General features: G+C 57.0%; 25 protein-coding genes. 8 read left to right on the plus strand and 17 right to left on the minus strand.

What is annotated here, in order from left to right; all coding sequences use genetic code 11:
* Window positions 1-38: 38 nt before the first annotated feature.
* The 4 genes from metA to RUESEDTHA_RS00130 all read left to right on the plus strand — a co-directional run bounded on the left by metA (window position 39) and on the right by RUESEDTHA_RS00130 (window position 3536).
* Window positions 39-956 (plus strand): homoserine O-succinyltransferase, encoded by a 918-nt coding sequence (gene metA, locus RUESEDTHA_RS00115; RefSeq protein WP_180883464.1) that lies wholly within the window; start codon window positions 39-41, stop codon window positions 954-956.
* Window positions 940-1899, plus strand: coding sequence for an alpha/beta fold hydrolase (locus tag RUESEDTHA_RS00120; protein ID WP_180883465.1), 960 nt, complete (start codon window positions 940-942; stop codon window positions 1897-1899). The genes metA and RUESEDTHA_RS00120 overlap by 17 nt, the downstream gene beginning before the upstream one ends.
* Before the next feature lie 49 nt (window positions 1900-1948).
* The gene (gene ppk2, locus RUESEDTHA_RS00125) at window positions 1949-2818 is read left to right on the plus strand and encodes a polyphosphate kinase 2 (RefSeq protein ID WP_180883466.1); all 870 of its coding nucleotides are present in this window, start codon (window positions 1949-1951) and stop codon (window positions 2816-2818) included.
* A 103-nt stretch (window positions 2819-2921) separates the two neighbouring features.
* Complete coding sequence (locus tag RUESEDTHA_RS00130; protein WP_170384099.1) at window positions 2922-3536, plus strand: TetR/AcrR family transcriptional regulator; 615 nt, start codon at window positions 2922-2924, stop codon at window positions 3534-3536.
* On the opposite strand, the gene RUESEDTHA_RS00135 is transcribed toward RUESEDTHA_RS00130, so the two are convergent.
* The 3 genes from RUESEDTHA_RS00135 to RUESEDTHA_RS00145 all read right to left on the minus strand — a co-directional run bounded on the left by RUESEDTHA_RS00135 (window position 3537) and on the right by RUESEDTHA_RS00145 (window position 5925).
* The gene (locus tag RUESEDTHA_RS00135) at window positions 3537-4595 is read right to left on the minus strand and encodes an adenylate/guanylate cyclase domain-containing protein (protein WP_180883467.1); all 1059 of its coding nucleotides are present in this window, start codon (window positions 4593-4595) and stop codon (window positions 3537-3539) included.
* Window positions 4592-4960: a group 1 truncated hemoglobin gene (locus RUESEDTHA_RS00140; protein ID WP_180883468.1), complete on the minus strand. Its 369-nt coding sequence runs from the start codon at window positions 4958-4960 to the stop codon at window positions 4592-4594. Before RUESEDTHA_RS00140 ends, RUESEDTHA_RS00135 begins: the two co-directional genes overlap by 4 nt.
* A 122-nt stretch (window positions 4961-5082) precedes the next feature.
* On the minus strand, window positions 5083-5925 hold the full coding sequence (locus tag RUESEDTHA_RS00145; protein ID WP_180883469.1) for a glycosyltransferase family 25 protein: 843 nt from the start codon (window positions 5923-5925) through the stop codon (window positions 5083-5085).
* A 139-nt stretch (window positions 5926-6064) separates the two neighbouring features.
* On the opposite strand from RUESEDTHA_RS00145, the gene speB reads away from it, so the two are divergent.
* Window positions 6065-7039 carry an agmatinase gene (gene speB / locus RUESEDTHA_RS00150; RefSeq protein ID WP_180883470.1) on the plus strand — a complete coding sequence of 325 codons (975 nt, stop codon included), beginning with the start codon at window positions 6065-6067 and terminating at the stop codon, window positions 7037-7039.
* 21 nt (window positions 7040-7060) lie between these two features.
* Here the strand turns inward: speB and RUESEDTHA_RS00155 are convergent, their stop codons facing one another.
* The 8 genes from RUESEDTHA_RS00155 to RUESEDTHA_RS00190 all read right to left on the minus strand — a co-directional run bounded on the left by RUESEDTHA_RS00155 (window position 7061) and on the right by RUESEDTHA_RS00190 (window position 16314).
* Window positions 7061-8278, minus strand: coding sequence for an aminopeptidase P family protein (locus tag RUESEDTHA_RS00155; protein WP_180883471.1), 1218 nt, complete (start codon window positions 8276-8278; stop codon window positions 7061-7063).
* A 162-nt stretch (window positions 8279-8440) separates the two neighbouring features.
* Window positions 8441-9652 carry an ABC transporter permease gene (locus RUESEDTHA_RS00160; RefSeq protein WP_171121249.1) on the minus strand — a complete coding sequence of 404 codons (1212 nt, stop codon included), beginning with the start codon at window positions 9650-9652 and terminating at the stop codon, window positions 8441-8443.
* A 5-nt stretch (window positions 9653-9657) separates the two neighbouring features.
* Entirely contained in the window at window positions 9658-10929 is a 1272-nt protein-coding gene (locus RUESEDTHA_RS00165) for an ABC transporter permease (RefSeq protein ID WP_180883472.1), read from the minus strand.
* 68 nt (window positions 10930-10997) lie between these two features.
* Complete coding sequence (locus RUESEDTHA_RS00170) at window positions 10998-12086, minus strand: extracellular solute-binding protein (RefSeq protein WP_171121247.1); 1089 nt, start codon at window positions 12084-12086, stop codon at window positions 10998-11000.
* Window positions 12087-12184: 98 nt separating this feature from the next.
* Window positions 12185-13276, minus strand: coding sequence for an ABC transporter ATP-binding protein (locus RUESEDTHA_RS00175; RefSeq protein WP_180883473.1), 1092 nt, complete (start codon window positions 13274-13276; stop codon window positions 12185-12187).
* Between the two features lie 148 nt (window positions 13277-13424).
* Window positions 13425-14132, minus strand: coding sequence for an aspartate/glutamate racemase family protein (locus RUESEDTHA_RS00180; protein ID WP_180883474.1), 708 nt, complete (start codon window positions 14130-14132; stop codon window positions 13425-13427).
* Window positions 14129-15274 (minus strand): Xaa-Pro peptidase family protein, encoded by a 1146-nt coding sequence (locus RUESEDTHA_RS00185; protein WP_180883475.1) that lies wholly within the window; start codon window positions 15272-15274, stop codon window positions 14129-14131. Before RUESEDTHA_RS00185 ends, RUESEDTHA_RS00180 begins: the two co-directional genes overlap by 4 nt.
* Window positions 15271-16314, minus strand: coding sequence for a pyridoxal-phosphate dependent enzyme (locus RUESEDTHA_RS00190; RefSeq protein ID WP_180884545.1), 1044 nt, complete (start codon window positions 16312-16314; stop codon window positions 15271-15273). Before RUESEDTHA_RS00190 ends, RUESEDTHA_RS00185 begins: the two co-directional genes overlap by 4 nt.
* A gap of 86 nt (window positions 16315-16400) precedes the next feature.
* On the opposite strand from RUESEDTHA_RS00190, the gene RUESEDTHA_RS00195 reads away from it, so the two are divergent.
* Both RUESEDTHA_RS00195 and argE read left to right on the plus strand, forming a co-directional pair.
* The gene (locus RUESEDTHA_RS00195; protein WP_180883476.1) at window positions 16401-17585 is read left to right on the plus strand and encodes a M24 family metallopeptidase; all 1185 of its coding nucleotides are present in this window, start codon (window positions 16401-16403) and stop codon (window positions 17583-17585) included.
* Window positions 17582-18739 (plus strand): acetylornithine deacetylase, encoded by a 1158-nt coding sequence (argE, locus tag RUESEDTHA_RS00200; protein WP_180883477.1) that lies wholly within the window; start codon window positions 17582-17584, stop codon window positions 18737-18739. Before RUESEDTHA_RS00195 ends, argE begins: the two co-directional genes overlap by 4 nt.
* Here argE and RUESEDTHA_RS00205 read toward each other — a convergent pair.
* From RUESEDTHA_RS00205 to RUESEDTHA_RS00230, 6 genes are read right to left on the minus strand one after another with little or no spacing between them, the layout of a single operon-like run.
* Window positions 18736-19608 carry a DUF1989 domain-containing protein gene (locus tag RUESEDTHA_RS00205; protein ID WP_180883478.1) on the minus strand — a complete coding sequence of 291 codons (873 nt, stop codon included), beginning with the start codon at window positions 19606-19608 and terminating at the stop codon, window positions 18736-18738. The genes argE and RUESEDTHA_RS00205 overlap by 4 nt on opposite strands.
* A 26-nt stretch (window positions 19609-19634) precedes the next feature.
* Window positions 19635-21113 (minus strand): aldehyde dehydrogenase, encoded by a 1479-nt coding sequence (locus RUESEDTHA_RS00210; protein WP_180883479.1) that lies wholly within the window; start codon window positions 21111-21113, stop codon window positions 19635-19637.
* Between the two features lie 8 nt (window positions 21114-21121).
* Window positions 21122-22156, minus strand: coding sequence for an LLM class flavin-dependent oxidoreductase (locus RUESEDTHA_RS00215; RefSeq protein ID WP_180883480.1), 1035 nt, complete (start codon window positions 22154-22156; stop codon window positions 21122-21124).
* A complete protein-coding gene (locus tag RUESEDTHA_RS00220) occupies window positions 22156-23076 on the minus strand; it encodes a flavin reductase family protein (protein ID WP_180883481.1) in 921 nt (306 codons plus the stop codon). The genes RUESEDTHA_RS00215 and RUESEDTHA_RS00220 overlap by 1 nt, the downstream gene beginning before the upstream one ends.
* Window positions 23073-23852, minus strand: coding sequence for an alpha/beta fold hydrolase (locus RUESEDTHA_RS00225; protein ID WP_180883482.1), 780 nt, complete (start codon window positions 23850-23852; stop codon window positions 23073-23075). Before RUESEDTHA_RS00225 ends, RUESEDTHA_RS00220 begins: the two co-directional genes overlap by 4 nt.
* Window positions 23824-24423: an amino acid synthesis family protein gene (locus tag RUESEDTHA_RS00230; RefSeq protein WP_180883483.1), complete on the minus strand. Its 600-nt coding sequence runs from the start codon at window positions 24421-24423 to the stop codon at window positions 23824-23826. The genes RUESEDTHA_RS00225 and RUESEDTHA_RS00230 overlap by 29 nt, the downstream gene beginning before the upstream one ends.
* 108 nt (window positions 24424-24531) lie before the next feature.
* Between RUESEDTHA_RS00230 and RUESEDTHA_RS00235 the strand changes: the two genes are divergently transcribed.
* Window positions 24532-25389, plus strand: a complete 858-nt coding sequence (locus tag RUESEDTHA_RS00235) for a LysR family transcriptional regulator (protein ID WP_180883484.1) — start codon at window positions 24532-24534, stop codon at window positions 25387-25389.
* The last annotated feature ends 53 nt before the right edge of the window (window positions 25390-25442 follow it).

Raw genomic sequence — 25442 nt, forward strand, 5'->3', positions numbered from 1 at the left:
TATCGCTCTTACACCATAATTCCAAAGGCTAGCACCTGATGCCAATTAAGATCCCCGCCGACCTGCCCGCATTTGACGTCCTCACCAACGAAGGCGTCATGGTCATGGCCGAGGATCAGGCTATGCGTCAGGATATTCGCCCCTTGCGCATCGGGCTGTTGAACCTGATGCCCAAGAAAATCCAGACAGAAAACCAGTTCGCCCGCCTGATCGGCGCGACCCCGTTGCAGATCGACCTGTCGCTGATCCGCATGACTGAGCATCGGACCAAAACCACAGCAGCCGAACACATGGCCGAGTTTTATCGCCCGTTTCAGGAGGTCAAGGATCAGAAATTCGATGGTCTGATCATCACTGGCGCACCAATCGAACATCTGGAGTTTCAGGATGTGACGTATTGGGACGAAATCAGCGAAGTATTCGACTGGACACAAACCAACGTACACTCGACCTTTGGCGTTTGCTGGGGTGGGATGGCGATGATCAACCACTTCCATGACGTTAAGAAACACATGCTGGACGCTAAGGCGTTCGGGTGCTTCCGGCATCGAAACCTGGATTCGGCCTCGCCGTTTCTTCGAGGATTTTCAGACGACTGCGTGATTCCAGTCAGCCGATGGACCGAAATGAAACAGGATGAGATTGACAGTGCTGAGGGGCTGAAGACCTTGCTGGGCAGCGAAGAAGTTGGTCCCTGCCTTGTTGAGGATCCCGCGCACCGCGCAATCTACATTTTCAATCACTTCGAATATGAAAGTGACACGCTAAAGCAGGAATATGATCGCGACGTAGCGAGCGGCGCGCCCATCAATGTGCCAAAGAACTACTATCCGGATGACGATCCAAGCCAATCTCCGCAGAACCGGTGGCGTAGCCACGCGCATCTGCTCTATGGCAACTGGATCAATGAGATCTATCAGTCGACCCCATTCGATATGAATGCAATTGGCCGTTAAAACCGTCATAACCCTCGGGCTGTTCCTATCCGGCCTTACTCTGTTGACGGTTTGGCGCGCGTCACAAAACGAAGCGCGCGCCGAAGCGTCCTTCCCGCCCGAAGGACAGATTGTCGATGTGGACGGCATCCCAATCCATGCGGTCGTGATGGGGCAAGGCCCGGACGTTGTTCTGATCCACGGGTCCAGCGGGAATACCCGCGACATGACGTTTGCTCTGGCTCCGATTTTGGCTGAAAACTTCCGGGTGATCGTTTTTGACCGCCCCGGCCTTGGCTATAGCGGTAGCTTTAACCCCGACGGGGAAACGATTGAAGAGCAAGCGGAAATCCTTCAGAAAGCTGCCGCGCTGCTTGGCGCAGACAGACCGATTGTTGCCGGTCAAAGTTACGGCGGTTCAGTCTCGCTTGCCTGGGCTGTTACACGTCCGGAAAATATCACGGGTTTGGTCCTGATCGCCCCCGCTGCGATCCCGTGGGAAACCCCGCTGGATGGGTTCAACAGGCTCGCGTCAACTTCGGCAGGCAACACGCTGGCTTTGCCTTTGATCAGCGCATTTGTGCCGGACTGGTACGTAGAAAAAGCGCTTGATCAGGTTTTTGCCCCTCAGTCCGCACCAGACGGCTATGCCAGCCACTTTGGGCCCGGCCTGACCATCCGCCGCGCTTCGATGCATGCAAACGCCAAACAGCGCGCAAACCTTCTTGAAGAAATCCGCGCCCTGCAACCGCGTTACAAAGACATTTCCGTTCCGACCGAAATCGTGCATGGAACTGCGGACGACACGGTTGGGCTGGATTGGCATTCCGAACGCCTGATTGAACAAATCCCCGGCGCCGAATTGATCGAACTGCCGGGAATTGGACACATGCCACAAGTGGTCGCCGCACCCGAAGTGGCCGAAGCCATCGACCGGGCAGCGCAACGGGCGGGTTTGCGTTAAAGCCTCGGCTAATCCATAGTAGGAATTGGATTTTATCGAGAGGTAATTCATGGCCCGGTCTGAAAAAGGTTCCATCGAAAAGTACTTCCGCAAAGACGCTCCAAAGGACGTTCGATCCGCTATCGAGAAAGCAGACAAGGATGACATCCTGAATCCCAGCTTTCCGTATGACGAGCGAATGAAGCGCAAAGAATATGAAAAACAGATGGAGGCGTTGCAGATTGAATTAGTCAAGATGCAGTCTTGGGTGAAGGAAACCGAACGCCGGATCGCTATCATTTTCGAAGGGCGCGACGCGGCGGGCAAAGGCGGCACGATCAAACGCTTTCGGGAAAACCTAAACCCTCGGGGCGCCAGAAACGTTGCCCTTAGCAAACCCTCTGATCAAGAACGCAGCCAGTGGTATTTCCAGCGATATATCCCGCACCTGCCCGCAGCCGGCGAAATCGTGTTCTTCGACCGAAGCTGGTATAATCGCGGTGTCGTCGAGAACGTGTTTGGATTTTGCACCCCGGAAGAACGCGAGAGGTTCTTTCGGCAGGTGTTGCCCCTGGAAACCAGCCTGATCAACGACGGTATTCATCTGTTCAAGTTCTGGCTGAATGTAGGACGGGCCGAGCAGCTTAACCGGTTCTTGTCCCGCGAGACTGACCCGTTGAAACAATGGAAACTCAGCCCGATTGATATTCAGGGGCTTGGTAAATGGGATGAATACAGCCAGTCGATTTCGGAAACCCTGACACGCAGCCACACCGAACAGTGCCCATGGACCATCGTGCGATCGGATGACAAGAAACGGGCGCGTCTCGCCGCCATTCGAACGGTCCTGCACGCTCTGGATTATGACGAGAAAGACGTCAAAGCCATAGGCGAGGTCGACACAAAAATCTGCGGCGGCCCCGAAATTTGGGATTCGTGATGAAATTCACGTGTCTCCAACGCGATAGACATTGGACGAAGCCGCCAACTCGGATTATGTCAAGTTTCGCCCATTCACGACAACAAAGGCACCTGACCCAGGGATGACGAAACGCGGCTATCACCACGGCAACCTCAAGCAAGCCCTGATCGAGGCCGCTTTATCCCTGATCGAGGAAAAAGGCCCAACGGGTTTTACCCTGTCTGAGGCCGCCAAAACCGCCGGAGTGACGCCAGCAGCGGTCTACCGGCACTTTCAGGGCCGTGAAGACCTGATTGCCGAAGCCGCCAGGCAAGGGTTCGAGATGTTTGCGGACCTCATGCAATATGCCTATGACAAGGGACAGCCATCGGCACTTGCTGCGTTCGAAGCAACAGGGCGCGCCTATCTTGCCTTTGCGCGCAAGCACCCGGGCCATTACATCGCGATGTTCGAAAGTGGCGTTTCCATCAACCGCACGCCTGAACTTTCCTTGGCTGCCAACCGGGCAAAAAGCGTATTGGAAAAGGCCGCAGCGGACCTGTCGCAGCACATACCACCGGAAAAACGCCCTCCGGCATCCATGTTCAGCGCCCATATCTGGGCCATGAGCCACGGTGTCGTGGAACTTTACGCAAGAAACACAGGTGCAACATCGCCCTTCCCACCCGAAGACTTACTGGAGTCGGGGATTGGCATTTATCTCAGGGGTTTGGGATTGGTGCCGCAAGACGACTGATCAGAACACCGACCTTGGCTGCGGCATACTTAGGCCCGAGGTGACATTGATCAGATCCATTTCCCCCATCCCCTTGATGTCCACACGTCCTAACTCCGAGACCTGGAATTCATCAATCAGGGCGTATTTCATGTCTTCAGGGGCGACAATATTCATAGGGTTAGCAAAAACTTGCAGTCGCGAGGCGATGTTTACCGCCGGTCCGAACACGTCGTAGACATATTTCTGAATCCCGACAACAGAGCCCACTGCAGGCCCCATTCCAAGCCCGATGCGGGCCTGCCATTTATGAGGGTGGCTTTCGTTACGCCGTTCCAGATAACGCAAGAACCTGACCGCACAATGCGCAACCGCCGTTGCATGATCCGGGGTCGCGTCCGGCATCCCGGACACGGCAAGGTATGCGTCCCCGATTGTTTTAATCCGCTCGCATCCGAATTGCTCGACGATCCGATCAAAGGCTGTGAAAATGTCGTTCAACTCGCTCAACGTGACAGTGGGATCTGTTTTCGCCGCGAAATCCGTGAAACCGACGAAATCCAGCATGACCACTGAAACCTGATCATAAAGCTGCGGCGTGACAACGCCGAATGTCTTGAACTCCTCATAGACCGCGCGCGGCATCAGGTTCAGCAACAGACGCTCGACACGCTCTTTTTCACGCTCCAGCTCTCGCGTGTTGCGCTCGACCATTGTCGAGTAGCTGTCGATCATACTCTCCAACTCGCGGATGCGCGTGATGTTTTGGTATTCTACAACCAGCAACTGCTCTTCCGAGCCATTGGCCAGCGATACCGACATTGCAAAGACCAACGTCCGACGCTTTGGCTTGATCTGCATTTCAACCGAGTATCGCAGACCCGATTGCTTGACGTCCTCCAACTCGCGTTGATCCAGATCGGGGAACACGTCCAGCAACGTCTGCCCTTCGGTGGGCGTGCCGAACCACTCAATGAAGGGACCATTATAGAAAACAAACCCAAGGTCCGAGGCGCGCACGACCGCGATTCCTACACCAATTGCCCGCAGCAATTGCTCATTTATCGCCAGAATGCTCATGCTGCGTTGCGCGTCACGATGATTGCGCGCTTGGACTCAATGGCATTCAGCGCGATCTTGATATGAGCGTCCTGCATACCGTGCATCTCCAATGCCTGGCCGAACAAATCCGCCATTTCGTCAAAATCAGCATGCGAAATATTCAGGTGCCGATGAACGGCCTCAATCCTGTCATCGCTGAACGACGCCGGGCCGCCCACAAGTGAAGATACGAACTTGGTTTGATGATCGATCAGCCGAGGCATGTCTATGTCTTCGAAATGATCTCCGATCTGGTCGGAATCCAAAGCCATCTCATAGAACGTCATCACGATCCGGCTGATCGTTTTGAAGCCGCCATATCGTTCATAAATCGTCTGACTCATACCAAAAACCCAAGTGCCAATTGGAAACAACACCGCGAGGTTATATCAAAATGGTAGTTTTGTTAACGCTTATAGGGCAAATGACCTCGTTACGTGCAAATGACGCTGAAATCGTTGCGCGCTTACACCTTTAAGTCCTCTGCGCAGGGGATAAATCCAACGTAACCGCCCTGTTCCAACAACCGCTTTTCACCGCCCATTCGCCAATACAGTTTTCTCTTTGCTGCGCGAAGTTCACGCAGAATGCGGAACCAGCTTGGTCCTTTGTCCAGACCGGTATTCGTTTTGGTGTCTATCGACCGCTCACTGACTTTTACTTCTTCATCTAACTGATCCTGTTGCTTTGACCAGATCATCTGAACGCCCACGGCGGGAAAACACTGATACATGCGCCAATCTGTACGCGGATAGGAAATGAAGTCATCCAGATGGTCTGAATACTGCTCGGACCAGGAAAGAAGCTTCCGACACGCGGTTTGTGTCACAATATAAGCAGCTGAGCTCGGAGCCATCTCAAGCATAGGTCTGACCGGAACGTCCGAAATGTGGCTTACTTCCCCAAACCTCATTGACCTTGGGGAATAATCGAGCTTGACCATATCGTACTCAGCCGGATTACTCAGCAAGGTCGAGACTGTCCTGCCCGTTTCCGCAGACAATTCCACGTCATCTTCAAATATTGCAACCGACTGAAGGCCGCGATCCAACGCAGCCTGCCAAACCGCGCGGTGGCTTTCAAAGCACGCAATTTCACTTTGCTTCAGCCCCCAGCGGCTTCCTGCACCCGGCACATAGCCGTTATTGTCCAACGCACCCGGCACCTGACCATCGACTGCGCTGAACCGCGCGGCACCAGCCACACCCGCAGCGATAAACTGCCCTTCCATAAAGTTTCGCCGCGCCGGGACACGGTCCAGGTTGATATAGAAGATACCCGTTTCCGGGGGCAGTTCGTGATCACTCACGGTATTTCCTTTCCAGTCGCCCCGTCAGATAGACACCGGCAGCGGGGACATTCAACCGCCAACTTCATCTGGATGATCTATCCACCGACCAAGAACCCGGCTAGGTTTTGAACGGAAAACAAGAAACAGGTCTTCAGCTATGTCATCACATGGGTATTCCAGCGGACGCCTCAACCTGCCTTTCGTAGGTATTTCAACCTTTGGCAAGTCACCCTATGTCGAGGACTGGGATCAAATAGACGCGGACGTGGCCGTTCTTGGCGCTCCGTTCGATTTCGGCACCCAGTGGCGGTCGGGCGCTCGGTTCGGGCCGCGTGCCGTGCGCGAGGCCTCGACCCTGTTCAGCTTTGGTCACGCGGGGGCCTATGATCACGAGGATGACGCGACCTATCTGGATAGTTCCGTCCGCATGGTTGATATCGGGGACGCCGACATCATCCACACTAAGACCGAGGAAAGCCACGCCAACATCCAGTTCGGAGTGCAGAAAATCCTGAACGCAGGCGCCCTACCGGTCACTATCGGCGGCGATCATTCGGTCAACATCCCTTGCATCAACGCATTTGCCGCCAATTGTGCCGAAAACGGCCCAATCCATGTGGTCCAGATCGACGCGCATCTGGATTTCGTCGATGAACGCCACGGTGTCACCGCCGGACACGGCAACCCGATGCGGCGCGCGATCGAGAAAGACTATGTCTCGGGCATGACACAGTTGGGCATTCGCAACGTGTCCTCAACCGCGAAAGAAGGCTACGAGGATGCACGCGCCCGTGGGTCAGACATTCTGTCGGTGCGGCAAATCCGCAAACTGGGAACCGAGGGTGTCTTGGCGCGCATCCCCGAGGGCGCGCGGTATTATGTGACGATTGATATTGACGCCTTTTGTCCGTCCATTGCATCGGGCACGGGCACGCCCAGCCATGGCGGATTTCTGTACTATGACGTACTGGAAATCCTGCAAGGTCTGGCGCAACGCGGCGATGTGGTGGGCATTGATCTGGTCGAAGTCGCGCCGAATTACGACCCCACCGAAAGCACGCAGATTCTGGCCGCTCAGGTGTTGTTGAACTTCATCGGTTTCATCTTCCATGAACGTGGCCAGAGGGGCTAAGTGCCCCTCCCGCCTGTCCGGTCAGGTAATCGTGTTGTGTTCCGGCCCGTAAGGGAAGCCGGTGATGTTCTCTGCCCCGTCTTCCTCGACGACAAGAATATCATGCTCGCGAAATCCGCCCGCGCCGGGTTGGCCTTCGGGAATCCACAGCATTGGCTCGATTGACACGACCATGCCCGGCTCCAGCACCGTGTCGATATCCTCGCGCAGCTCCAGCCCCGCCTCGCGCCCATAGTAATGGCTAAGAACGCCGAACGAGTGGCCGTAGCCGAAGGACCGGTATTGCAGCAGGCCCTCATCAGCGAAGAACCGGTTGATCTCGGCGGTGATGCCCGAACAAGTCGCGCCGGGTTTGATCAGGCTTAGGCCCAATTCGTGCGCGGCCACGTTGGCCTTCCAGATGCGCAGGCTGTCAGCGTCCGGCTCGCCTAGGAACAGCGTACGCTCTAACGCGGTGTAATAGCCCGAGATCATCGGGAATGTGTTCAGCGACAGGATATCGCCCTTTTGCAGCGCCCGCTTGGTGACCGGGTTATGTGCGCCATCGGTGTTTAGACCCGATTGGAACCAAACCCAGGTATCGCGATATTCGGCATCCGGGTAGGCACGGGCAATCTCAGCCTCCATCGCGTCACGCCCGGCCATGGCGATCTCGATCTCGGTTGCGCCTTCGCGGATCGCGGCGTGAATAGCGGCACCGCCGACATCTGCGGTGCGGGCCCCACCCTTGATCAGCTCGATCTCTTCTGCGGATTTCACCATCCGGGCCGCCATCGTATCCGCGGCCACGTCCACCAACTCGGGCTGTCCCAGCATTGCAAGCGCCGTGTCGCGCGCGGCCAGCGTCATGTGATCGCCTTCAATACCGATCCGCTTAGCACCGCCGATCAGGTTGGCCACCGCACGCCAGTAATTGTCGCGTTTCCAGTCGGTGTAGATGACGTTTTCCTCGACCGAGCGTCGCCAAGGCTGGCCCGCGTCGATATTCGCCGACACCGTGGTGCAAGCGTCCTGCGTCACCACACAGCCGTAAGGACGGCCAAAGGCGCAATACAGAAAGCCCGAATAATAGGCGATATTGTGCATTGAGGTCAGTAACACCGCCGGGATATCCCGCGCAGCCATCATGGCGCGCAGGCCCGACAGACGTCGGTCATATTCGGCCTTGCTGAACGGCAACGGGGCCTTTTCACCATTGTGGCTGGTGAAAAACTCGGGGCGATTTGTCAGATCTGTCATCGTGCTCTCTCCTGCAATGCCGGACGAAAGGTGCCCGGCCACAAGTCCCGGCGTTCAGGACAAGCGGCCTCGGGAACCGAGAGCCATGCGCCCGATTGACTGTCACGACGCCATCGCGACCGGGCTGCATATCGCAATGGCTAAATCACGCCGTGGCGCGCGTCAAGCGGGGGAAAGACCCCGCAGACGTTCCGACCGACGGCGCAGCAATTCAACCGTGGTCAGCAGCGCGATTGAGATCACGACAAGGATCGTCGCCACCGCCAGAATGGTCGGGCTGATCTGTTCGCGCAGGCCGGTGAACATCTGCCACGGCAGCGTCTTCTGGCTGGCTGAGCCGACGAACAGCACCACAACCACCTCGTCAAACGAGGTGATAAAGGCGAACAACCCGCCTGAGATCACACCCGGCAGGATCAACGGCATCTGGATCTTGAAGAAGGTCCGCACCGGCCCTGCCCCCATATTTGCCGCCGCCCGTGTCAGCGACTGGTCAAAACCGACCAGAGTCGCCGTTACGGTGATGATCACAAACGGAATACCCAGAACCGCGTGGGCAAGAATGACCTTCACATAGCCCACAAAGTTCTTGTCCATTCCCAACGTGCCTTCAAGGAACCGGCCAATATCGCTGTAGAAAAAGAACATGCCGGTGGCCGAGATGATCAGCGGCACGATCATGGGGGAGATCAGGATACCCATAATCGCACGCCGCCCGGGAACATGACTCTGGCTAAGGCCGATGGCCGCCAAAGTACCCAGTGAAACCGAAATGAACGTCGCAATCGGCGCAATGATCAGCGAGTTTTTAAAGCTGCGCTGCCATTCATTATTAGTGAAGAAGTCGCGGTAGTGCTTCAGCGAATATCCTTCAGGGTCCAGCCTCAGCATCTCGGGCGTGAAGGTGAAGAAATCCTGCGCGTTGAACGACAGCGGCAGGACCACAAGGATCGGCGTGATCAGGAACACGAAGATCGCACCACAGATCACCCGGAACGTATAGTGCCAGAACACCTGTTGACCGGTCATATACGGCAGCAATTTCTGCCGGTAGCGGCCTTCGTAAAGCCAGAAGATGAAGAAGGCGAAGAACCATCCGGCCAGCAGCCCGACAATCAGCCCGGTAACTCCGGCGAACAGCAAGCCAAGCCCGCCCAGCCCTAGTATCGTGATCCACCGAGCCACGCTCTCATTGTCCAGAACGTTCATATAGACCCAGGCCAGGCCCGCCATCAGCGCGGCTCCGATCAGGATCCCCAGCAGGACGCTGCCCTGCCCGGCCCCGACGAACATGCCAAGAAAACCTCCGGCAATGGCCACCGCGGGCAGAACAACCGACATGGGTTTGCGGGATATAGGTGTAAGTGCTGCCATCGTCTTTATCCCAGCTTCACGTTGTCGATGCCCACAATCTTGTCATAGCACCAGTAGAGTAACAGAACGACCGCCAGCAGGATCGTACCCAAGGCCGCCGCCAGCCCCCAGTTCAACGAGGACGAGATGTGATAAGCGATCCGGTTCGAGATGAAGACACCCTTGGTGCCACCCACGATCTCGGGCGTGATGTAATAGCCGATGGCGAGGATAAACACGAGGATCGACCCCGCCCCGATGCCCGGAATGGATTGCGGGAAGTAAATGCGCCAGAAGGTTGTCCAGTTGGTCGCGCCCATGGATTTTGCCGCGCGTGTGTAAGAGTCGGGAATGGTCTGCATCACCGAATACATCGGCAAGATCATGAACGGCAGCAGGATATGCGTCATCGCAATGATTGTGCCGAATTGGTTGTTAATGATCACCAATCGCGCATCATCGGCCACCAGCCCTAACCAGACCAGCGTTTCGTTGATCACGCCCTGCTGTTGCAACATCACCTTCCACGCCGAGGTTCGCACCAGAAGTGATGTCCAGAAAGGTAACAACACAAGGATCATCAACAGGTTCGACACCCGCATCGGCAGCGTCGCAAGTAGGTAGGACACCGGGTAAGCCAGCAGGATACAGGACGCTGTAATAATCAGCGACATCATAAGTGTGCGGCCGAACAGTTTGATCAGGATTTGTTTGTCTTCAGGCTGCGCCTGCGCGCCTTCGGGGGTGCGGCGCATGTCGATTGCATTCAGGAAATACCCGTTGGTGATAGGCACCGCGTGCGTCTTGATCGTGCGCCAGGTTTCGACATCACCCCAGCCATCGTGAATTTCAATCAGCTTGTCTTTGAACGGGCCGTCTGTTTCGGGGTCCAGCTTTTTGATCTGACGACCAGACCGGCGGAACATCGACGACATACCGGTTTGTTCATAGTTCAGACGCGAGCCCAGACGGGTGTGCGTTTTCTCGTCGATCGCAGTGATCATGTCCTTGGTAAAGGCCGCATAAAGCGCCTCATCCGGAAGTTCACCACTGTCGGCATCCCAATTGCGCAATTCGACAACGGTCAAAGGAAGCGTGTCGGCCACAATGCTGTTTTCGACCGAGCGGAACAGCATAGACATGATCGGGATCACAAAGGAAAGCAGGACAAACAGCAGCAGCGGCGCAATCAGGGCCAGCGCCCTCAGCTTGCGGCGGCGCAAAGACCGCGCCAGAGATTTCTTCAGCGGCGTGCCATCGGCGGCCAGCATCGGACCGGATTGAGTTGCGTCAGTCATCTGCGTCCCTTGGTCTTTCTTGGTGGATCGGGGCCAATGGCGGCCCCGACCAATGACTTAAAGCAGGCTTATTGCGCCAACCACGCCTGGAACTTGGCGTCGATGTCGTCGCGGTAGTCAGCCCAGAACTCGTAGTTGTACAGGAACGTGTTCTTGGCGTTCTCCGGATCGGTCGGCATGTGCGGAGCCATGTCGATACCCAGATCGGCATGCTGACCCACCAGCGGCGCCGAAGAGGCACGGGCCGGACCGTACGAGATGTACTTGGCCTGATCCGCTAGACGCTGCGTGTCGGTTGCGAACATGATGTAGTCCAACGCGCGCTGCTGACGCTCTTCGCTCAGACCGGCGGGGATGATCCAGCCGTCCAGATCGAACACCTGCGCGTCCCACAGCATTGCGACGGGCTGTTTCTGCTCTTCGATCACGCTGAACAGACGACCGTTATAGGTCGAGCCCATGATGACTTCGCCGTCGGCCAACAACTGCGGCGTGTCGGCACCGGCAGACCACCAAACAACGTTGTCCTTGATGGTGCCCAGCTTGGCCAGCGCCTGATCCTGACCTTCCGGTGTTGCCAGAACATCATAGACGTCTTCTTTGGCTACACCGTCACACAGCAGCGCCCATTCCATGTTGTTGATCGGACGCTTTTCAAGCGAGCGCTTGCCCGGATAGTTCTCCAGATCGAAAACGGCGCAGATCTCGGTCGGAGGGTTATCGCCTACCAGATCGGTGCGATAGCCGAATGTGGTCGAATACACGATCTGCGGGATAAAGCAGTCGCTGACCAGAAGATCACCGAAATCTTCGGACGCCGGTGTCCCGTCCGGTGCAGCGGCAAGCTGGCTGTCAAAGTCGATTTCCAACGCCAGACCTTCATCGCACAGACGGATCGCGTCCGCGGCAACAACGTCCACCACGTCCCAAGTGATGTTGCCCGCTTCATTCATCGCGCGCAGCTTCGCAACGGCCTCGGCCGAGCTGTCATCGTTCAGGATGGTGACGCCCGTCTTTTCCGAATAGGGCTCGTGATACGCTTTGAGCTGCGACTTGGAATACGCGCCGCCCCAGGAGACGATGGTCATCTCTTCGGCCATCGCGCCACCGGCAACGGCAGCAACTGCGCTTGCCATCAGAGTGGTTTTAACTTTCATGTTTAACTCCCTGTTATACCCGCTAAATTTAGATTTTGAGACCGGGTCACGGGGCAACCCGGCCAACTCTTGCCCCGCAACCGCGGGGTATTCAAGTCTCAGGCGTCAAGCGCCCGGCAATCATGCGCCAGCCAGCCGATCTCGACCTCTTGGCCGGGGGACAGCCTGATGGCGTCAGGTGCGTTCCGGGTCTTGATAATGAAGTCATCATTGCCCGCCACTGACAGGCGGAAACGGAACACGTCACCCATATAGATGAACTCCTTCACCGTTGCCTTCAGAGTGTGGGCATCGGCGTGCAGGCGATCTTTGTTGAATTCAACACGCTCAGGCCGGATCGACACCTTGGTCCGCTCACCCGCCTTGGTGACGTTGACGGGCTTGGCGTCGATTTCTGAACCGTCGTCAAGTGTGACCACGCACGAGTCGCCGACGATAGATTTAACAACACCTTCCAAAGTGTTGTTTTCCCCAATGAATTGGGCGACAAAACTGTTTTCAGGCTCTTCGTACAGCAAATCCGGTGGCGCAAGTTGCTGAATGCGTCCGTCATCAAACACGGCGACACGATCCGACATCGTCAACGCCTCGGTCTGGTCGTGGGTCACGTAAACCGTCGTAATCCCCAGTTCATGCGCCAGACGCGTAATTTCAAACTGCATATGTTCGCGCAGTTGCTTATCCAACGCCCCCAGCGGTTCGTCCATCAAAACCAGCTCTGGCTCGAACACCAGCGCGCGGGCCAAGGCGATCCGCTGTTGCTGACCGCCCGACAACTGCGCAGGGCGACGACTGCCAAAGGCACCCATCTGAACCATATCCAAAGCGCGTTTAACCTTTTCTTCGCGCTCATCCTTGCCAATCTTCCGAACCTCAAGCGGGAACGAGAGGTTCTCGGCGACGGTCATGTGCGGGAACAGCGCATAGTTTTGGAAGACCATGCCAATGCCGCGCTTGTGCGGTGGGATGTTGTTGATCGGTCGCCCATCCAACATGATCTCGCCATGCGTTGCTGTTTCAAAGCCGGCAAGCATCATCAAACACGTCGTCTTGCCGGAACCCGACGGGCCCAGCATTGTGAGGAATTCCCCCTTTGGCATTGAAAGATTTAAATCTTTTACGACGAGTATTTCGCCATCATAAGATTTCTGGACACGCTGAAATTCGACGAACGCTGCGTCATTAGTCATTACCAACTTGGCTCCCCTGTGCCGTCCTTGGTTGCCCGGTTCATCCGGATCTCAAAGACCTGTCCGGCCCATTTAAGGACAAGCAGGACGCGTCGCGCAACCAAAATATGTCTAGAGAATGACAAAGAAATTGGCACGCGCCTGATATTCAGGCGGAATTCAGGTGCCGCATGTGCCAGGCAAGGCTCTGATTGCTGGAAAGAACGGGCTTTCCAAGCTGTTTTTCGATTTCCGGTATCGCGTCAAAAGTCCTGAGATTCGTGCAGCTTATGAAAACAGCTTCAACCGCCGAATCAGAACCCAGCCGGATGGCGGCATCGGTGACGGATTTTTGGGATATCCGCACAACTTTGGATTCCTCAGCCTCTCCAAAAGAGCCGAAAACATCCATCGAAATCCCATTTTGAGAGAAAGCATGACGAAGAGGTTCGTTCACTTCTTCGATATATGGCGACAAAAGCGCGAATTTCGAAACCCCCAGTTCTGCAGCACAGGCCGACGCTGCGCGCAAAGGATTCGTGACGGTAGCGACGTCACATGTGCGCTGAACCATCCGCTCGACCTGATCTGAGCCAATCACGGAACTGGCGGACGTACAGCCGTAACCGACAACCTTGTAAGGGCGAATTTTGGGCAATAAATCCGCAGCCACTGGCAGGGATTTCTCCATTTCTGACAGGGTGTCGGTCGTGACTTCTGCCCCGCTTGGTATCCTTGATACGTAAAGCGGAACGCTGCGATCCGCGAAATAGGCGCTGAACTCGGGCTCGATTGTTTCGTCTGTTTGCAAGACAATCAAACCAAGCGGATTGGCGGATGGGTCATCTGCGTCAAGAGTGTATGGTAAGTAACTCATATCTCAACCAACTCTGCCCCAGCCTTAGGGCTGATAAATCGCGGCGCGTCTTCGGTGATAACTATGTTTTCCTCGTGAACCAGAATTTTGTCATCAACAGCGATGCCAGGTTCAAGCGTCAGAACCATACCAGCCTCAAGAACTGTTTCATCGCCGGGTATGAGCGACGGCCACTCTGTTAGTGACATTCCAAGCCCATGCCCCAACCGACCTGCCCCGGTATCACCGCTTTGGCGTGACAGAACTGAGTTCATCCCATGATACAAGTCGCACGCGCGCGCGCCTGCACGGGCGACTTCAAACGCGGCGTCGGTCGCCTCAATCAAAGTTGCATAAGCCGATTTGACATCTGCCGTGGCCGGACCGATCGACCAGTTGCGGTCATAATCGCAAAAATAGCCGTCCCAAACCAATCCCGTGTCCAGCATCAGAACATCTCCGGGGGCCATTGCGGTGTCTCGGGCTGGTGAGATCACGTCTGCATATCCGTCCTGTTCCGCGCCTCCGGCGAGGTAAGGTACCCAATCCGCGCCTTCTTCCAAACACAACATCTGAAAGTGGCGAAAAACTGAAGCAACAGTGAAACCGGCGCCCGCGATTTCTGGAACACGTGCAAAGGCACGCCCTGCAATGGCACAAGCCGTTTCTATCTTGGCAATTTCGGCTTCGGACTTCACCATCCTGAGCTTGCGCAATATACCCGCGTCGCCCCCGAATACGCGATCATCTGCCAATTTGTTAAGGCGATAAAGATCGGCCAGGGGCATTCGGACATGTGTTTCATGACCGTCAGGCAATCCGATACGGTCACCGGGATGAGTCACATCTCGCAAAGTGTCGGCCAGTAGGCTGACCCCATCATCGCTCAAATCAGGCGAGCTCCAGGTACGGATATCATCAATCCACGTTTGTCCCATCAGGGCCGCGCCAATCGAAGGAATGACGGCAATGGGTTTGCCAGATGCAGGCACGATCAGGAACCAAGGGCGCGTCGGACTTTCCCAGAACCGGGTCAAATACCCCGTGAAATAGCGCACTTCGGGCTCGGTGGTTAGCAGCAATGCCGAAAGCCCATGCTCGCTCATCAAACGCTGGGCACGTTCGGTGCGTGCCGCGAATTCGGTATCCTCAAAGCCCCTCATTCGGCAATCTCGGACAGAAAGCATAGAACCCGTGCCTCGGGGCCCATACCCAATTCAGTGCGAACGTCGGAATTCATGACGACTGCAATCCCTGCCCCTCCGGACGCTGTTGTCGCGATGCCTGCCTCGGCCATTGCCGGCAGGTAACGCAGAACTTCTTCATCTGAGAGCGTCAGAAACATATCCGCATCTCGTGCCAGACCGTTCAAGGCGATCAGTGACGGCTCTTTACAGTCAAGGCGGCCCATTACGCTGTCTGGCCCATCGGCGAAGACACACGCGCCCGCCTCGATACTGGCCTGCAAAGCGGGTGCAGCCTCGGGCTCGACCACGATAATCTGAGGAGCATCTTTCCATACATGGCGGGCATAGGCGGCGACGGCCCCTGCCAGCCCACCTACGCCAGCTTGCAAGAAGATATGCGTCGGTTTCTGCGGGCATTGACGCACGGCCTCGGCCGCCATTTGCAGGTAGCCTTCCATCAGGATGTGCGGCAACTCGAAATAGCCGGGCCAGGAACTGTCAGACAGCAACGTCCAGCCACTGTCCCGAGCGGCCTGCGCCGCAGCCTCCATACTGGCCGCATAATCAGCCCCCTGTCGCACGACCCGCGCGTTTTGCGACCGCAAGCGATCCGCGAAGCTTTCGGGCACTGTCTCGGCAATATAAACGACTGCATCTGCACCAAAAATCCGCGCACCAGCCGCAACACTCATGCCGTGATTACCCGCGCTGGCGGTCACATAGGTCCGCCCGGTTAAGGTTGTATCGTCGGGGGCGTCGGAGATATCCGCAGCGTGGCGCGCAATCACATAGGCCGCGCCCAACGCCTTGAACGACCCAAGATTCATCCGCTCACGCTCATCCTTCACCCAAAGATTTGCGACATCGGCAAGGCCGCCAACCTCAGTCAGCGGAGTTTCAGCGGCCGCGGGGCACTGACCCAACAAGGTCGCAACGCGCGCGGCATCGGTTGCGGGGAATGGCGCCTCTGGGATCAGTTTCTGACCACCGCGATACGGGTTGGATGAGATCTTCAATTGCCTGCCTTTCCTGTGTTTCCCATTGACGTGACCGATTTCGTCAAGTTCTGTCAACAAGACTTCACACCAGACAGGAGCAGCCCATGGCCCACGCTGATCCGGCGTTTACTCAGGCAGAGTACGACCGCCGCATGACCAAGACGCGCGCGGCGATGGCGAAGGCTGGCCTGGACGCGCTGTTTGTCGAAGACCCCTCGAACATGGCGTGGCTGACGGGGTATGGGGGCTGGTCGTTTTACGTGCATCAAGGCGTCTTGGTTTTACACGATGCCGATCCGATCTGGTGGGGCCGAGGTCAGGATGCCAACGGCGCACGCCGCACGGTCTGGATGACGAACGACCGCATTCGCGGCTATGCGGACGAATTTGTTCAGTCGACCGTTTGCCACCCGATGCAGGACCTTGCAGCGTTGATTGCAGATTGCGGTCTTGCCACCGGGCGTATCGGTGTCGAATTGGACAATTACTATTATTCAGCCAAGGCTCACCTGACCCTTCAGGCAGAGCTTCCCAACGCCGAGCTGATAGACGCAAACGCGCTGGTCAATTGGCAACGCGCCGTCAAGTCCGGCGAAGAGATCGCCTTGATGCGCAAGGCCGCGCGTATCTCTGAACATATCATCGACGGTGTTCTGGAACGCGTCGAACCGGGGCTTAGGAAAAACGAGTTGGTGGCGCAGATTTACAGCGACGCAATTCATGGCGCCGACGGAAATTGGGGTGACTATGCGGCCATTGTGCCCTTGCTTCCTTCGGGGCCAGACGCGGCGGCACCCCACCTCACTTGGGATGGCGCGCCGTTCAAGTCGGGTGAGTGCACGTTCTTTGAACTCTCCGGCTGCTATCGACGGTATCACACACCTTTCTGTCGGTCCGTGTTTCTTGGCCAGCCACCCGATCACCTGCTGCGGGCCGAGGCTGCGTTGGTTGAGGGACTCGAAGCAGGGTTGAACGCAGCCCGCGCAGGCAATCAGGCCCGCGACATCGCGCTTGCCTTGGCCGCGCCTCTGGAACGCGCCGGGATCGAACGCGGCGCCCGGTGTGGCTATCCTGTCGGCCTCAGCTATCCGCCTGATTGGGGCGAGCGCACCATATCCCTGCGACCCGAGGATGAAACCGTTCTTGAACCCGGCATGACTTTCCATTTCATGCCCGGCCTTTGGATGGACGACTGGGGGTTTGAGATCACCGAGTCCATCCTGATCACCGAAACCGGGAGCGCAGAGTGTTTCTGTGACCGCCCCCGCAAACTGTTCGTAAAGCCATGACATTGCAAAGAACCAAGGAAATCCTGTCCGACTTGATCGCGTTCGAAACGGTTTCGGCGGATAGCAATCTTGAGATCATCCGCTATTTGACCGACTTTCTTACTGCACTAGGCGCGCGGTGCGTTCAGACTCAGGACGCGACCGGAACAAAGGCCAACGTCTTTGCCTCGCTTGGGCCAGAGATGGATGGCGGCATTGTTTTGTCCGGACATACGGATGTTGTTCCCGTGGCCGATCAAGACTGGACCAGCGATCCGTTCCAGATGGTCGAGCGTGACGGAAAGCTGTACGGGCGCGGTACCTGCGACATGAAGGGGTTCATCGCCGCGACCTTGGCTTTTGCGGAAACTCTTGATACGAAACAGTTGACCCAACCGCTGCATTTCTCGTTCACCTATGACGAGGAAACCGGGTGTCTTGGCGCGCGCAATCTGGTGGATGACCTGTCCGAGCGTTGCATCGTTCCAGACATTGCCATTATAGGTGAGCCGACAGAAATGCGCGTGATCGAGGGCCACAAGGGCTGCTATGAATACACCACGTCCTTTATCGGGCTAGAAGGGCACAGCTCGGCCCCGGATGACGGGGTGAACGCGGCTGAGTATGCGGCCCGCTACATCGGGAAACTGCTGGAATTGCGGCAAGTCCTGAAATCCCGCGCACCATCCGGCAGCCCGTTTGAACCACCTTGGACGACCGTGAATATCGGGCGTATTTCCGGTGGTGTCGCGCACAACGTAATTGCCAGCAAGGCAGAGGTTGCCTGGGAAATGCGGCCCGTTCAGTCCAGCGATGCGGATCTGGTCAAACGCACCCTGTCCGACTACGTCAAACGCACGTTGTTGCCTGAAATGCAGGCCGTGCACAGCGCCGCCAATATCACCCAACAGGCCGTCGCCGAAGTCGCCGGTCTTGAGCCGATGGACAAAAACGCAGCCCGCGACCTTGTGGCGGAGCTGACCGGTGCGAACGGCACGGGCGTCGTTTCATTCGCGACCGAGGCGGGGCTTTTTCAACAGCTTGGGGTTCAGGCAATTGTTTGCGGGCCGGGATCAATCACACAGGCCCATAAAGCAGACGAATATGTCGAGATTGAACAGCTTGATCTTTGCTGCCGGATGCTCGACCGCTTGGGGTGCCGAATAACCGCCTAGCCTGCGCCGTGAGACCGATCATAAGCTGATCGCGCAGGTTGGACATGCGCGTCGCGCGCGTCCTGTCCCGGGTCATACACCTCAATCAGCAGCGGATAGCAGGCCGCGGTATCCGACGAATGCTCGGACGAGCAATCCCCTCCTGGACAGGCCGAAAGCCCCACGATCAGATCAATCTCGGCGTAGAATTCCAGATAATCGCCGGGGCGCACCGGGCTGGCCTTCATGAAATACTGCCCGGTATCTCGCGTGAAGCCCGTGCACATGAACACATTCAGAACGTCATGAACGTGCATTTCCGCCTCATGAAGTGGCAGGTCGCAGTGGCTGGCCAGAGCCCGCGTCAGGTTCGAGTGGCAGCAATAGTGATAGTCGTCACCCGACAGAAGACGGCCCGTATAGGGATCGCAGCGCGTGCCGATCACGTCGTGGACGGAACCGCCAAACTCATCAAACCCGTACCAATCCAACGTATCTCCCACGATGGTCGCCATTGGGCGCATGTTGGGAAAGCTGGACCACATGCGATCCCCGGTCGACAGATGTGTCCCGTGCAGGGCGCGGGTTTTGCCGGAATAGAACCGCTCAGACAGGTCGTGTTTGTTCCACATATTCAGATCGCCGACCTGCGGGCCATCGACCGAAACAACCCGAACGAAAGCGCCGGCAGGCACATCAATGCAGGCCGCGTCCCGCGGTGCGGCAGTCACCTCGGCAATTTTGGACGCCTGCTGCCTAAGCGTGCTCAACGCGCCCAAATCCGGTTGCGGCAACGTGTCTGGCGAATAGCAGATAACCGGAGGGATACCCTTGCGCTGGCTTGCGTCTGTTGGCGCCCTGAAATGCGGGTTCTTCAATTTCACGGGCATACTCCCTTCCCTGTTTCTGCCCAGACTTAGCGCATTACAAACGGGTTCGCCATCGGCTCTTGCGCGGTGCTGATCCAAGTTGTTTTTGTCCGTGTATAATCCAAAACCGCCTCGACCCCGGCCTCGCGCCCATAGCCGGATTGATTGAACCCGCCAAATGGCGCGATGGGAGAGATTGCGCGATACGTATTTACCCAGCAGATGCCTGCTCTGATCCGCTTGGAAACCCTGTGCGCCCGCGCAAGGTTCTGCGTGAACACGCCAGACCCAAGCCCGTAGGGTGTGGCATTTGCCAGTGCAATTGCGTCGTCCTCGGTATCAAACGGTAGCAACGACATCACGGGGCCAAACATCTCAACCTTCAGGGTTTCCGTTTCGGGCGAGTTGCACTGGACCAGCGTCGGATTCATGTAATTCCCCGGCCTGTCTGCGGTTTCCCCACCGAACCGGATCACAGCGCCCTGCCCGCGTGCTGCGGCCAGCGTCTCTTGGATCTTGCGAACCTGAGCTTGCGTGCAGAGCGGGCCAACATGCGTGTCCCCATGCAAAGGGTCGCCAAGCCGAATTGCGCGAGATTTTTCTTCGATCCGCTCCATCAGCGCCTCCAAGACAGGACGGTGCACCAACCCACGGGTTCCCGCGACGCAGCTTTGGCCTGACGCGCCGAAGTTACCCGCGATCAAGCCGTTCGCCGCCCCATCCAGATCCGCGTCCTCAAACACCAGAATCGGGGATTTACCACCCAGTTCCAAAGAGGTAACTGCGAAATTCTCAGCCGAGTTTCGCACAACGTGGCGCGCGGTTTCCGGCCCGCCTGTAAAAGCTATGCGATCCACGTCAGGATGGCGCGTCAGGGGTATGGCGCAATTTTCGGCATCCCCTGTGACGACCGACACAACACCCGGCGGAAAACCGGCCTCGTCGATCAGACGGGCGAATTCCAGCATCGGGGCCGGCGCTATTTCCGAGGCTTTCAGAACCACGGTGCACCCAGCCGCAAGAGCGGGACCTAGTTTTGTTGCAGTCAGGAACATCTGCGCGTTCCACGGCACGATCGCGGCGACCACCCCAATCGGTTCGCGTGTCGTAAACACATGCATGTCCGGTTTGTCGATCGGCAGAACAGTACCTTCAACCTTATCCGCCAACCCAGCAAAATACCGATAATAGTCCGCAACATACCCCGTTTGCGCCGCCGTTTCCGCCAGCAATTTGCCACTGTCCGTTGTCTCAAGCTCGGCCAGACGCGATGCATTCTCTGCGACCAGATCAGCCAGTCGATACAGCAGTTTCCCCCGAGCGGTGGCTGACAGATCGCGCCACAGCGGATCGTCCAGCGCGCGTTTTGCTGCTGCGACAGCGCAGTCAACATCCTCGGACCCAGCGCAGGCAAAAGTCGCCCAACCCTGACCGGTAGCCGGGTTTTCAGACGTCATGACCTGTGACGACGCGCCTTCGGTCCGGCTGCCATCAATGAAAAGCTGAAAGTGCGGCAAGTTACCCATCGTGATCCTCACTGAAAAACAGGCATGACTTCGTCAATGAACCGAGCCAACGACGCGCGTTTGCGATCGTTGGTCATTCCACTGTCGATCCAGAACGAAAACTCATCATAGCCCAAATCTTCGTACCGTTTGATCCGGTCGATGACCTGTTGCGGAGTGCCGACGGTCAGATCGGCCGCCAGCTTCTCGGTCGTGTACATCGGGTTCGCGTCCATTTCGTCTGGTGAGATCGGCTGAATCAAGCCCTGAGTGATCGGACGCTTGTTCAAGAACCACGCTCCGAAATAGTTGTAATACCGACGCAAGTCCTGAACGCCCCGAGCAACATCATCTTCATCAGCGCCGACATATGTGTGATGAAGCAGCATGATTTTGGGGCGCGGCCCAGAGTAACTGTCGCAGGCATCGTTGAAACGCCCCATCAGGGTTTCAATCTCTTCCATGCCTTGCCACAAGGGGGTGACCTGAATGTTAAACCCACTATGGACGCCAAACTCGTGGCTGTTGGGGTCGCGTGCCGCGATCCAGATCGGGGGTCCGTCCTCTTGCAATGGCTTCGGCGCGGACGTCGTTGCAGGGAAGGAATAGAACTCACCATCATGCGCACAGTCCCCCCGCCAGATTTCTTTCAACAACGGCGTCGACTCGCGCATCCTTTGACCCGCTTCCCAAGCGTCCATTCCCGGCATCAGGCGTTCGTATTCAAAGGAATACGCCCCGCGCGCGATCCCCAGCTCTATTCGCCCCTTGGTCATCTGATCCGCCGCCGCTGCCTCACCTGCCAGTTTGATCGGATGCCAGAATGGGGCGACAACCGTCCCAGTCCCCAAACGGACGTTGCGCGTGTGATGCGCCAGATCGACCAACGACAGGAAAGGGTTTGGCGCTATGGTGAATTCCATCCCATGATGCTCGCCCGTCCAGACCGCGCGCATCCCGCCCTCGTCCGCCATTTTAACAAGCCCCACGAATTCATCGTAAAGAACGTCATGAGGCTGCTGCGGCGTCAGGCGTTCCATATGGGCAAACAGGGAAAACTCCATCAACGGGCTCCTTCATTCAAACTGTGGATGTCACCCTGTTTCGCGTCGCCAAGGTAGAGAGAGAAATTCCCCTCCTGCGCCTCGACCGCAAAGCGGGTCATCATGTCGTGGATGGCTTGAGTGGTATAGTTGAGCTTGGGCAGTGCATCGATCGGCACCCATTTGGTGCCTTCTACTGCGGGGGTTTCGTCGCAGGTTGCCAAAAAGAACGTATAGTGCATCGCGCTTCCCGCGTCGCTAAACGAGGAATACACCTGATCGACCCGTGCAGGCACACCACGGTCTGACAGCCCTTGCGCCAGCCTGTTGCGCTGCCCTCCGGGTTCGACACCTGCGATCTGAAACGGTTGGTGCCGACCGTTGTGAACCTCCAGCAAAACATGGCCGTTCGACCGCACCAACGCACCACAGATCGTTGGCTCTGTCGTGTCGATCTCGCGCTCCAGACCCAGGCTGAAATACGCCCCGCCGACATAACCCAGACCATTGCCCTTGGCGTGCGAAAACTCCTGAACTCGGCCGATCAAAACCGTATGATCCCCGGCAGGGACAGCGGTATGTGTTTCACAACAAAACTGGGCCAGTGCTCCTTGGATCAACGGCAGGTCACCTAACCCTCTGGAGTGGTCGACCTTTGCAAAGCGGTCGCCTTTATAACTGGCAAAGGTGTTGGACACTTCCTGCTGCCCCTCAGACAGGATGTTGACAGCGAAATGCGAGCACTTGGCAAAAACATCGTGGCTGGACAGAAATTTGCCCGGACAAACCAACAACAAAGGCGGATCCAGCGATACGGACGAAAACGAGTTTGCGGTGAACCCGACAGGGGCGCCCTTGGGATCAAGTGTGGTCACAACTGTTACGCCGGTCATGAAACTGCCGAAAGCGTCGCGCAGCGCCCTTGGGTCGATGGTTGTCATATCAGGCACTCCTGCACGAAGCCCAACAGAAAAGAATTGACCTGAACCGGATGAGTCATTGGCATCATGTGGGCCGCTCCGGGCACGATCTCGGCTCGTCCCTGCGCCACCAGATCTGCCATCTTGCGGGACATAGTGGGGGTTGAATTCGGCTCGTCCGCGCCTGTCATGAACAGCGCGGGACACGTGATTTTGGATAGGTCTTCATCCGACACCCCATCGCTTTCAGCAAAGACGCTGTAGGCGGCTTTATAGGCCGCCGGATTCACCTCGGTCAGCCATTGGGCGCAGGCTTCGCGTTCTTTGGTTTCTTGATCGCCGAACCAGCGTCTAAGCGTACCTGACGGATCGTTCGATACGTCGGCACTTAGTGAAGTGGCGCGTGCAATAACCGCCTCACGCGCCTTGGGATCACGTCGATAAACTGCATTCAGGGCCGCAACACCCCTGAAATGCTCATGTCCTGACGCGGCCAAGGACAACGCTATTAACGCGCCCATCGAATGTCCGACCAGAACGGATGGTTCGGACAACAGGGGTTCAACGGCTTTAACGTAGCTGAGCAGCCCATCAGGGTCACGGAAGGGTGAGCGACCATGGCCAGACATGTCCGGACACACCACGCGGAAGCCTGCCGCGCCGAATGCATCAATCTGCGCATTCCACGCTTCAGCCCGCAGACCTACCCCGTGCAGCAGGATGACCAGCGGCCCCTCGCCCGCCTCTATGGCAGCGAGATCGCCAGACTCAGACCGAGGCCGGGTTGTCCACGTCATGACCCAGATCCTTCAAATCCTGATAGCGGTCTCCGATACGATGATGTGGCCGTCCCGATGTCGCACCACCCAGAACCACAACGACCTCATCGGCGCGCGGCGCGTCGGGAATCGCAAATTGCAGCGTCAGGTAATGCGAGCGACGGCCCGCGTCGTTCTTATCCATCATCGGCACCATGATTGGCGTGTTCGCGGGCCCCCGTGTATTGGTGAAGGACAGATAGGATTTCGCACCAACCGCCTGCCGGAAAAAATTCCCGAAATGCAGGGTGTGGATCAGACCCGAGGCGTGCTCGACCTCTCCGTCCAGCCCGACAACGGCTGCTTTACCATAGGCTTCGATCGCGTCACCACCACCAGCCAGCGCGACCATTCGGTCGGTCAGCAGTTCACCCAAGATCGGTCCATAAGCAAGGATTTCAGCGCGCAAGTCGTCGACAAACCGCCCGGCCCACGGGTTCGACACAACAGCAGCAACGGCAAACATGCGCCAGGGACGGTCGGCCTTACGAAATCCTTCGACCAGAACTTCCTCATCATAGGTTACGATTTTTCGGATGTTTGGCTTCACGGTTGCCCCCTTCTTTCAGTCAGGGAAAATATCACCGCCGGAATCATCTTTTGACAAACGAAAGAACTTTGGCCTTAGGTATTACTATCACTAATAGGTAAGTTACCGATGGCAAAAGCACTGCCCCCTCTTACATGGTTCAGGTCCTTTGAAGCAGCCGCCCGCAGGCTAAGCTCTACCGCTGCCGCTGATGAGATCGGCCTGACGCAATCCGCCGTCAGCCAGCAAATCCGCGCGCTGGAAACGAGGTTGGGCGTGGTCCTGTTTCACCGTCACGCGCGTGGGCTGTCCCTGACGGATGAAGGCCGGAAACTGCTGCCACAGGTTGAAGCAGCGCTTGAGATGCTCGAGACCGCCGCATCGCCCTACCTGACCGAGAAAAAAGCACGGCATATCACCGTGGCGGCCTCGATCAGTATTATCGAATGGGTCATTGCTCCCGCCCTGCCAAGGTTCGGGACGCAGCACCCCGAAACATCAGTGCGATTTGTCAGCACGATCTGGCCCGACGAATACGCGGCCTCGCGGGCGGATATCGAAATCAGGTTCGGGTCTGAAAAGCAAGTCGGTAAGAACGCGGTTCCGTTGCAGCCGAACCGCCTTATCCCAGTCAAGGCACCTTCGTTAGTTGGTGATCTGCAAACCTTGCCTTTAATTGAATCTGTGGGAACCTCTGACAGTTGGGCTTCTTGGTCCGATGTAACTGGTCAACAGGTCGGGCACCCGACTTACTTTGTAGATTCCTATGGCTTGGCGCTTCAACTTGCGGTGGCTGGAAACGGTGTGGCCTTGGTAAACTCGATCATCGCAGCTCATGCCGTGAAAACCGGGGCCGTTCAGCCCGCTTTTGATCAACCCGCGGCGGCCAGCGAAGGGTATTTCCTGTCGGTCCAACGCGACTCTGCGTCAGTAACCGAATTTGCCGACTGGTTCTCGGATTTGGTGCGTTTTCAGGCAAGGGTCTGATTCAGACATGTCGATGTCGCATCTGAGGATATCCAACCGCCCCAAAATAGTGA

This window comes from Ruegeria sp. THAF57, assembly GCF_903914075.1.
Taxonomy (GTDB): Bacteria; Pseudomonadota; Alphaproteobacteria; order Rhodobacterales; family Rhodobacteraceae; genus Ruegeria.